Annotated in this window: 6 protein-coding genes; all 6 read left to right on the forward strand. The window is 59.4% G+C overall.

Annotated features, from left to right (window positions below; all coding sequences use genetic code 11):
- Window positions 1-104 precede the first annotated feature (104 nt).
- A complete protein-coding gene (locus tag QVO43_RS06705; RefSeq protein ID WP_022487769.1) occupies window positions 105-722 on the forward strand; it encodes an Asp23/Gls24 family envelope stress response protein in 618 nt (205 codons plus the stop codon).
- Window positions 719-1,240 (forward strand): alkaline shock response membrane anchor protein AmaP, encoded by a 522-nt coding sequence (gene amaP / locus QVO43_RS06710; protein ID WP_022487770.1) that lies wholly within the window; start codon window positions 719-721, stop codon window positions 1,238-1,240. The genes QVO43_RS06705 and amaP overlap by 4 nt, the downstream gene beginning before the upstream one ends.
- Before the next feature lie 13 nt (window positions 1,241-1,253).
- Window positions 1,254-1,478 (forward strand): DUF2273 domain-containing protein, encoded by a 225-nt coding sequence (locus tag QVO43_RS06715; RefSeq protein WP_012938222.1) that lies wholly within the window; start codon window positions 1,254-1,256, stop codon window positions 1,476-1,478.
- 18 nt (window positions 1,479-1,496) lie between these two features.
- Window positions 1,497-1,916, forward strand: a complete 420-nt coding sequence (gene nusB, locus QVO43_RS06720; protein ID WP_022487771.1) for a transcription antitermination factor NusB — start codon at window positions 1,497-1,499, stop codon at window positions 1,914-1,916.
- Window positions 1,906-2,865, forward strand: coding sequence for a Kae1-like domain-containing protein (locus QVO43_RS06725; RefSeq protein ID WP_022487772.1), 960 nt, complete (start codon window positions 1,906-1,908; stop codon window positions 2,863-2,865). The genes nusB and QVO43_RS06725 overlap by 11 nt, the downstream gene beginning before the upstream one ends.
- A partial coding sequence (gene xseA, locus QVO43_RS06730) for an exodeoxyribonuclease VII large subunit (RefSeq protein ID WP_288174663.1) occupies window positions 2,862-3,842 on the forward strand: 981 nt, incomplete at its 3' end. The genes QVO43_RS06725 and xseA, both read left to right, overlap by 4 nt.

The following is a 3,842-nucleotide window of genomic DNA, read 5'->3' on the forward strand; positions in this document are numbered from 1 at the left end:
TAAAAAGTGTCCACACTTATGGGTACAGTATACTACCCACATTTCCCGGGATATGGTATAATAAAATAATTAAAATGAATAAACTTGCGTTTGAGGAGAAGCCTATGAACGACGAAGAAGTAAAACAGCAGGCGCAGTTGGAAAACAGTCCGGACACGGACGATATGGGAGCCATCAAGGTGGCCGACGAAGTCCTGAGCATTGTGGCGGGGCTGGCTGCTTCGGAGGTGAACGGGGTCTACGGCATGAGCGGGGGCATCCGGGAAGGGCTCACGGACATGCTGGGCAAACAGAATTTCTCCAAGGGCATCAAGGTCTATACGGAAGGCCATACGGTGCGGGTGGAGGTCCATGTGATCATCACCTACGGGTTCAACATTCCGGATGTGGCCATCAAGCTCCAGGAAAAGGTCAAGGAAGCCGTGGAGAACATGACCGGCTACGAAGTCACCGGGGTGGACATCCATGTGGAAGGTGTGAAGAAGAAAAAAGAAAAGGCCTTTGCAGAGAAAGACGATACGGATGAACTGATGAAGAAATGGGAGGAAGAACCAGCCGGGAGCCCGGCACTGCCGGAAGGGACTGCCGCCGGGGAAGAAACTTCGGAAAACAGGGAATCGGTGGAAGCACAGCCAGAAGCAAAGGAAGCTCCAGAACCGGTCCGGCCGCCGGAAGGAGAATCTGACCCCAAAGGCCAGGAAACGTCGGGGGGAGAAGCATGAGCATATTCGATCGGATCATTTTGACCATGTACACCATCATCATGGCAGCAGTGGCGGTGCTGATTGTCATTGTCAGCGTCAACGGCATCCCGGTCCATGATCTTACAGAGTTTGCCGCCCGGGTCCCCGGACGCTGGGAATACACCATCGGCGGGGTGGTGATTTTCCTGGTGAGCCTCCGGCTGCTGTTTGCCAGCTGGAGCCGGGGCGGCAGCAACGACCTGACCTTTGACAACGACCGGGAAGGGAAGATCCATGTAAGCCAGCGGGCCATGGAAGACTACATTTCCGGGTTCACCAATGATGTATACGGGGTGTTCGGCGCCAAATGCCGGGTAAAGCTGCTGAAGGACAACCAGCTCAGCGTCCGGATCAACGCTTCCATCGAGCCTGGGATCAACATCCCGGACACCACCGACGAAGTGAAGCGGACGGTGAAAAAGAACATCATGAACGTGGTGGGCGTGGAAGTGGCGGAAGTGTCCGTGTACTTCAAGCACATCAAGGCCAAGGAATAGGCGGTGGAAGACCATGTGGCAGGAAATTTTACGCAAACTGTTTGAAACCAGCCGGTGGCGGATCATAGGCGCTTCGGTGGGCCTGGTGGTGGGCATCCTGTTCCTTCTCCTGGGCTTTTTCCGGGCGGTGTTCCTGCTGTTTTGCATCGGCCTGGGTTTTTACATCGGTTACAAAATGGATGCAGGGGAAGATCTGGTGGATCTGCTGGACAACCTGCTGCCTCCGTACCATAAATAAAAGGAGTTTACCAATCATATGAGCAGAAGAGAAGCACGTACCATTGCAATGAGAAGCCTGTTTGCCCTGGAATTCTCTCCGGAACAGTCTCCGGAAGAAACGGTGAAGACCATGGCGGAGGAAGAAGACATCCAGGATACCCGGAAAAAGGACCTGGCCTATGCCCTGGAACTGGTGAACGGGGTCCGGGAAAACCGGGAAGCCCTGGACGGGGAACTGAACGGCCTGGACGCCAAATGGACCCTGAAGCGGATGAACGGCATCGACCGGAACCTGCTGCGGATTGCATCCTGGGAAATGTTCTGCAGCCCGGAACCGGTGCCTCCGGCAGTGGCCATCAATGAGGCCGTGGAACTGGCCAAAATCTACGGAGGGGATGATTCTCCCGCCTTCATCAACGGCCTTTTGGGGAGCCTGGTGAAGAAGCATGGCCGCTGAGGAAGCGGTCCTGGGGCTGGATACCAGCTGCTACACCACTTCGGCGGCGCTCATGGACCGGCAGGGGAACCTGATGGGAGACCAGCGGCGGCTTTTGACGGTGAAACCGGGTCGCCGGGGCCTGGCCCAGTCGGAAATGGTCTACCAGCATACCCGGAATCTGCCGGATCTGCTGGAAGCCCTGGAACTGGACGGCCGCCGGATTGCGGCCATCGGCGTCAGCGCCAAACCCCGGCCCCGGGAAGATTCCTACATGCCCGCCTTTCTGGTGGGACTGGGGATGGCCCGGAGCCTGGGAAAGGTGCTGGGTGTGCCGGTCCATTTTTTTACCCATCAGCACAATCACATGTATGCCGGTCTCTGGTCCGTGGGGAAAACGGCCCCGGACCGGTTCCTTTTGGTCCACATCTCCGGCGGCACCACGGACCTCCTCCTGTGTGAGCGCCAGGAGGACGGGGAATTCACTCTGGAACCCCGGGGCACCAGCATCGACCTCCACGCCGGCCAGTTCATCGACCGGGTGGGGGTGGCTCTGGGCCTGGCCTTTCCCGCCGGAGCCCGGCTGGAGAAACTGGGAGAGACCGCAGCGGAACCCCATCCTCTGAAGGTATGGAGCCAGGAGGGGGAATTGTCCCTGTCCGGGCCCTGCACCCAGGCTCTCCGGGCCATTGACCAGGGGGCGGATCCGGCTTCCCTGGCCCTGGGGGTGGAACAGGCCATCGGCAAAGCCCTGGCCCGGACCATCGGCTGGGTGTGCCAGAAGGAAGCCCTTTCCCAGGTGCTCCTGGTGGGAGGGGTCAGCGCCAACAAAGAAATTCGCCATCAGCTGGAAGCTTTCCTCAGCCGGCGGCAGATCGGCCTGTGGGCCCCGGATCCCCGGTACAGCGTGGACGGTGCCGTGGGCAATGCCTGGGCCGCCGTACTCCGGGAAAGGCAGGAGGAACCATGATCGTTGGAAAAATCTATACGGTGTCGGAAGTGACCCGGATCGTCAAGGGGCTGTTCCGGAAGGAACCGGAATTCGCCAACCTCCAGATCCAGGGGGAAGTGTCCAACTTCCGCCAGTATCCTTCCGGTCACTGTTATTTTAATTTAAAAGACGGCAAGACCCTGCTGAAAGCCGTTATGTTCGCCGGTGCGGCCCGGCGCCTGAAGCAGCAGCCCAAAAACGGGGACCAGGTGCTGGGGGTGGGCCGGATCGACCTGTATGAACGGGACGGGGTCTATCAGTTCTACGTGGACATGATGATGCCCCTGGGAGCCGGGAACCTGATGATCGCCTATGAGCAGCTGAAGGAAAAACTCACCGCCGAAGGGCTCTTCGACCCCGGCCGGAAGCGTCCCCTGCCTGCCTATCCCAAAGTGGTGGGCATCGTCACATCTTCTGCCGGGGCAGCGGTCCGGGACATCATCAACGTGGCCGGCCGCCGGGATCCTTCCGTAAAGCTCCGGCTGTATCCCGTAAAGGTCCAGGGCACGGAAGCCCCTCCGGAAATCATCCGGGGGATCCGGTTCTTCAACCGGCACAAACTGGCGGACGTGCTGATCGTAGGCCGGGGCGGGGGTTCCATGGAAGACCTGTGGGCCTTTAACGATGAGGGTGTGGTCAGGGCCATCGCCGCTTCGGAAATCCCGGTGATTTCTGCCGTGGGTCACGAAATCGACTTTACCCTCAGCGATTTTGCGGCAGACCTCCGGGCTCCCACTCCCTCTGCAGCCGCGGAACTGGCAGTGCCGGAACGGAGCGGGGACCGGGAAAATCTGGCCAAGCTGGTGCGCCGGCTGGAACGGACCATGGAAACCCGGCTCCAGGACAGCACCCGGGCTCTGGAACAGCTCCAGGGAGAATGGGTGTTCCTCCATCCGGAACGGCTGTGGGAAAATGCCGGCCAGACCCTGGACAGCCTGAGCCAGCGGCTGGAACAG

It is taken from the genome of Acidaminococcus sp. CAG:542 (genome assembly GCF_000437815.1).
In the GTDB taxonomy this organism is placed as follows: Bacteria; Bacillota; Negativicutes; order Acidaminococcales; family Acidaminococcaceae; genus Acidaminococcus.